Consider the following 5,129-nt stretch of genomic DNA (forward strand, 5'->3'; position numbering starts at 1 on the left):
CGACGGCCCGGCTCGGGGGCCAGGTCATAGGGTGGTCCCGTGGCGACCCTTCTTCTTCTGCGACACGGCCGAACCACGGCGAACGCCGATGGCGGCCTGGCCGGCCGGCAACCGGTCGAGTTGGACGACACCGGGCGCGCCCAGGCCACAGCGGTCGGCGAGCGGTTGCGGGCGGTGCCGCTGGCCGCCGTGGTGACCAGCCCGCTCATCCGCTGCCGGCAGACCCTGGAGTTGGCGCTCCCGCAGGCCGCCCCGGTGGTCGAGGACGGGCTGATCGAGTGCGACTACGGCAGCTGGGAGGGGCAGCCGCTGAAGAAGCTCGCCAAGGAGCCGCTCTGGCCGGTGGTCCAGCAGCACCCCAGCGCCGCGGTCTTCCCGGGCGGGGAGGCGATGGCGGCGATGGCGGCGCGTGCCGTGGCGGCGGTGCGTTCCTGGGACGCCCGGGTGAACGCCGAGCACGGGCCCGAGGCGGTCTGGTTGGCGTGCAGCCACGGCGATGTGATCAAGGCCATCGTGGCGGACGCGCTCGGCGTACACCTGGATGCCTTCCAGCGGATCGTGGCCGACCCGGCGTCGGTGACGGCGATCCGGTTCACGCCGCTGCGTCCGTTTCTGGTGCGGCTCAACGACACCGGTGGCGACCTGGCGGCGTTGGTGCCGCCGCCTGCCAAGCGGCGTCGCCGCGCGAACCGCGTGGCCGACTCGGACGCGGCAGTCGGCGGTGGGGCGGGTGCATCGCGGTGAGGCGCGTCACGACACCGCCCCCGTTCGGGGCGTCAGCGCACGCCAGAAAGGCCGCCACGCCCGGGTTTAGCCCCTGGTACGCCGGGCGCGTCGCCGCTGCGGCGATTCGCGTCGGTGGGGTGCGCGATGCCAAGGCGGGCCGGATAGGGTCGTGGGTATGACCCACCAGGTGCACGCCTTCGAACCGCCGGAGCGGTTCGTCGCCGGGACTGTCGGGCCGCCGGGGGAGCGCACGTTCTTCCTGCAGGCCCGCGGCGGCGGCAGGCTGGTCAGCGTCGCGCTGGAGAAGGTCCAGGTGTCCCTGCTCGCCGAGAAGCTGGAGGAGCTGCTCACCGAGGCGCAGCGTCGCTTCGGGGTGGACCTGCCCGAGCTGGCGCCGGTGATCGGCGACAACGAGCCGCTGGACACTCCCGTCGACGAGGAGTTCCGGGTCGGGACGCTCGGGCTGGCCTTCGACGTGGACACCGCGACAGTGGTGATCGAGGCGATCGCCGCGGGCGAGGTGGAGCCCGAGGTCGAGCTCGGCGACGAGGACGACGAGGACGAGGACGACGACGAGGACGACGAGCCGGACGAGGACCTGGATCGGCTCCGGGTCCGGCTCACCCCGCAGGCGACCCGCCAGTTCATCGAGCGGGCCCGGCGAGTGGTCAACGCGGGCCGGCCACCGTGCCCGCTCTGCGGCCAACCGTTGGACCCCGCCGGGCACCTCTGCCCGCGGCACAACGGTTACCACCGGTGACCTCGTCCGGCCTCCAGCCTCGCCAGGACGGCGACGCCGCGCTGCGGCTGCTGCGTGACGGCGTCCTCGACCTGGAGGGTCGGCTGGTCGACGCGTCGAACACGACGCTGCGCGGCATCCTGACCCTGGACGGGCTGACCGCTCGCTGCGTCTACAAGCCGGTCCGGGGCGAGCGCCCCCTCTGGGACTTCCCCGACGGCACACTGGCCGGTCGGGAGGTCTCGGCGTACCTGGTCTCCCGGGCCACCGGATGGGACCTGGTGCCGCCCACAGTGCTGCGGGGCGGCCCGTTCGGCCCCGGCTCCTGCCAGCTGTGGATCGACGAGCCGGAGGACGCCGAACCGCTCGTCGGTTTCCTGCCCGCCGGGGAGTTGCCGCCACGCTGGATCCCCATCGCCGCCGCCCGGGACGACGACGGCGCCGCGTACGCCCTCGCCCACGCCGACGACCCACGGCTGGCCCGGCTCGCGGTGCTCGACGCGGTGCTCAACAACGCCGACCGTAAGGGCGGCCACGTGCTCGTCGGTGCCGACGACCGGATCTACGGTGTGGACCACGGGGTGAGCTTCCACGTGGAGGACAAGCTGCGGACGGTGCTCTGGGGTTGGGCCGGCAAGCGGTTGCCGGCGGACGCCGTGGAGATGCTCGACGCGCTGGCCGGGCAGGTCGCCGGGCCGCTCGGCGCGGAGCTGGCCGACCATCTGACGATCAGCGAGGTGGCCGAGGTGGCCGCCCGGGTCGACCGGCTGCGCGAGACCGGTTGCTTCCCCCAGCCTCCGGAGGACTGGCCGGCGATGCCCTGGCCGCCCATGTGACCCGCTGTCATCTTGATCACCCGTGGGGCGCTCCGGCGTCGTCGTAGGGCTGGCTAGGCTGATCCCATGGAGTCTTGGGCGGGACACGAGGTGCCACGGCTGCCGGGCAGGGGCGAGCCACTGGCGTTGTACGACTCGGCGCGGCAGGGTGTCCACCCGAGTGAGCCGGCCGACGCGGGAAGCATGTACGTCTGCGGCATCACCCCGTACGACGCCACCCACCTCGGCCACGCCGCCACCATGATCACGTTCGACCTGGTGCAGCGGATGTGGCGCGACGCCGGCCGCCCGGTGCGCTACGTGCAGAACGTCACCGACATCGACGACCCACTGCTGGAGCGGGCCGCCCGCGACGGCGAGGACTGGGTGGTCCTGGCGATGCGCGAGACGGCGCTGTTCCGGGAGGACATGGAGGCGCTGCGGATCATCCCGCCAGCGCACTACGTGGGCGCTGTCGAGTCGATCCCGGACATCGCCGACAAGGTCGAGGTTCTGCTCAAGGACGGCGCCGCGTACCGGCTCGACGACGGCACCGGCGACGTCTACTTCGACATCTCCGCCACGCCCCGCTTCGGCTACGAGTCGAACCTGACCCGCGAGCAGATGCTGGAGATCTTCCCCGAGCGCGGCGGCGACCCCGACCGGGCCGGCAAGCGGGACCCACTGGACCCGCTGTTGTGGCGCGGCGCCCGCGAGGGCGAGCCGTCCTGGCCGGGCGGCGAGCTGGGCCCGGGCCGCCCCGGTTGGCACATCGAGTGCGCCGTGATCGCGCTCAACCTGCTCGGCGACCGGATCGACGTGCAGGGCGGCGGCAACGATCTGCTGTTCCCGCACCACGAGGCGTCCGCGGCGCACGCCGAGCGGCTCACCGGCCAGGCGCCGTTCGCCGAGCACTACGTCCACGCCGGCATGATCGGTCTGGACGGCGAGAAGATGTCCAAGTCCCGCGGCAACCTGGTCTTCGTGTCCCGGCTGCGCGCCGACAAGGTCGACCCGATGGCGATCCGGCTGGCGCTGATCTCCGGGCACTACCGCAGCGACCGCACCTGGACCGACGACCTGCTCACCGCCGCGCACGAGCGCCTGGACCGTTGGCGGCGGGCCGCCGCCGCGCCCGCCGGGCCGTCCGGGGCCGAGCTGCTGGCCGAGGTACGCGCACGCCTGGCCGACGACCTGGACACCCCCGGAGCGCTGGCCGCAGCCGACCGCTGGGCCGAGGCGACCCTCGCCGGCGCCACCGACGACCCCGAAGCGCCCGCCCTCTTCGCGAACACTGTCGACGCCCTCCTGGGCATCCGCCTCTAGCTCACGCGCGCGGTGCCGTGCGCCCGCGCTGATCGACTCGGTTTTCAGGAAGTCGCGGTGTCCCGACCCGTGCGACGCACCGATTTCCAGAAAGCCGAGTCGATCAAACGGCTCAGCCGGGGCGCGCCCTGGATGGGGTCACCGAATGAACCTCACCTCGGGGAAGGACCGGCTCGGGCCGCTCAGCAGGTGGCCGCCCCGGTGCCGCAGGTGCAGGTCGAAGAAAGCCAGCGGGTACGCCTGACCGATGCGGACCGCGCGGGCGGGGTCGAGCGCGCCGACCCAGCCGGCGAGCTCCTCGTCGCTCATCCCGATGAGCCGTGCCAGCTGCGGTATCAGCCACTGGTTGTCGCCGTAGGACGAGTGGATCGCTTCGTCGGCCTGGATGTCGAGCCGCCATCCGCGTAGGTGCGTGAAAAACTCGGCGACGGCGGGCTCCGCGGCCCGGGTGAACTCCGCCGTCATCAGCATGAACGGCCGGTACAGGTCGACGGCGGGCAGCGGCTGGGACTGCATCGGGGCGTCCAGGCTCAGCCCCGCTCGGATCCGCCGGTCGGTGCCCATGGTCAGGGCCGTCGCGGTGCCGCCCTTCGACCAGCCGAACATGCCGATCCGGCTCAGGTCGAGGGCGGCGCCCAGCCCGGCCGGTAGCGGCGCGTGGTCGACGTCGGGGTTGCCCCCGGCGGCGAGGTCGGCGATCTGGTCGAGGACGAACCGGACGTCCCGGGTGTAGGTCCACGGGGTGGAATCAAAGTCGTCTTCCTGGACGGTGACCCGGCCGTCGGGGAATTCGCCGAACCCGTCGTACGTGTGGTCCACAGTGACCACCACGTACCCATGGCTGGCGAGTTCCTGCACCACGATGGTGGTGTCCGAACGGTGGCTGCCGGCGCCGTGCGAGTACAGCACCACCGGCATCCGTCGACCGGAGTGCCGCACCGGGGCGCCCTCGTGCCCGGCCGTCAACGGCGCCAGCGCGGCGTGGGGGTCGAAGCCGGCGGAGTCCAGCAGCATGCGCATCGAAGCGGCTGTCATCCACGGGGAGCGCGGGTAGCGCCGCTCGTCGCGGGCGGGATACCAGACGCTGACCATCAGTTCCCGATACCGCCCCGGCCCGGCCAGCGGTTCCGGCCGCGACCGGTCGACCAGGTGCAACGGCACCACACCCACGCGGTACGGCCCGGTCGGCCGGGGGAGAGTGAGCCGGACCGGACCCGAATCGGCGGTGGCCGCCGTGGCGCGGCCAGCAACGCCCATCGGTACGCCGACCCCGACCGCCAGCGCGGCTCCGACAAGGCCACGGCGCGTCATCCCCCGTGCACCAACAGGTTTCACGGTTGGCATTGGTCCTCCCCTGGGTTGCTCGACGCCGGAACCGGGTCGCCCGGCCATCGATACACCCGCAGTATATATACTGAGTGTATAGATGCAACGATGGCGGCACGCTTCGGCAGCGGAGAACTCCCAGGGCCCGCTCTCGGCGCGCCCTCACCCCGCGATCGCGCCCCTCACCCCGCGCCCTC

5 protein-coding genes are annotated in these 5,129 nt (G+C 72.7%); 4 read left to right on the plus strand and 1 reads right to left on the minus strand.

The annotated features are described in order from the left end of the window. Positions 1-39: 39 nt before the first annotated feature. The 4 genes from NIE79_RS32945 (at position 40) to mshC (ending at position 3,606) form a co-directional block, all read left to right on the plus strand. A complete protein-coding gene (locus NIE79_RS32945; RefSeq protein ID WP_238682281.1) occupies positions 40-744 on the plus strand; it encodes an MSMEG_4193 family putative phosphomutase in 705 nt (234 codons plus the stop codon). A 157-nt stretch (positions 745-901) separates the two neighbouring features. Further along, positions 902-1,486 (plus strand): DUF3090 domain-containing protein, encoded by a 585-nt coding sequence (locus NIE79_RS32950; protein WP_179778971.1) that lies wholly within the window; start codon positions 902-904, stop codon positions 1,484-1,486. After that, complete coding sequence (locus tag NIE79_RS32955; RefSeq protein ID WP_238682282.1) at positions 1,483-2,301, plus strand: SCO1664 family protein; 819 nt, start codon at positions 1,483-1,485, stop codon at positions 2,299-2,301. The genes NIE79_RS32950 and NIE79_RS32955 overlap by 4 nt, the downstream gene beginning before the upstream one ends. Before the next feature lie 66 nt (positions 2,302-2,367). Continuing rightward, a complete protein-coding gene (gene mshC / locus NIE79_RS32960) occupies positions 2,368-3,606 on the plus strand; it encodes a cysteine--1-D-myo-inosityl 2-amino-2-deoxy-alpha-D-glucopyranoside ligase (protein WP_210781680.1) in 1,239 nt (412 codons plus the stop codon). A 138-nt stretch (positions 3,607-3,744) separates the two neighbouring features. Here mshC and NIE79_RS32965 read toward each other — a convergent pair whose 3' ends face one another. Beyond that, entirely contained in the window at positions 3,745-4,917 is a 1,173-nt protein-coding gene (locus NIE79_RS32965) for an alpha/beta hydrolase family protein (protein ID WP_238682283.1), read from the minus strand. Positions 4,918-5,129 lie beyond the last annotated feature (212 nt).

Source organism: Micromonospora trifolii (assembly GCF_022229005.1).
Lineage (GTDB): Bacteria > Actinomycetota > Actinomycetes > Mycobacteriales > Micromonosporaceae > Micromonospora > Micromonospora trifolii.

Excerpts from the sequence above, each read along its gene's own strand:
- NIE79_RS32950 (WP_179778971.1), top strand. The coding sequence starts at position 902 with ATGACCCACCAGGTGCACGCCTTCGAACCGCCGGAGCGGTTCGTCGCC.
- mshC (WP_210781680.1), top strand. The coding sequence starts at position 2,368 with ATGGAGTCTTGGGCGGGACACGAGGTGCCACGGCTGCCGGGCAGGGGC.
- NIE79_RS32965 (WP_238682283.1), bottom strand. The coding sequence starts at position 4,917 with ATGACGCGCCGTGGCCTTGTCGGAGCCGCGCTGGCGGTCGGGGTCGGC.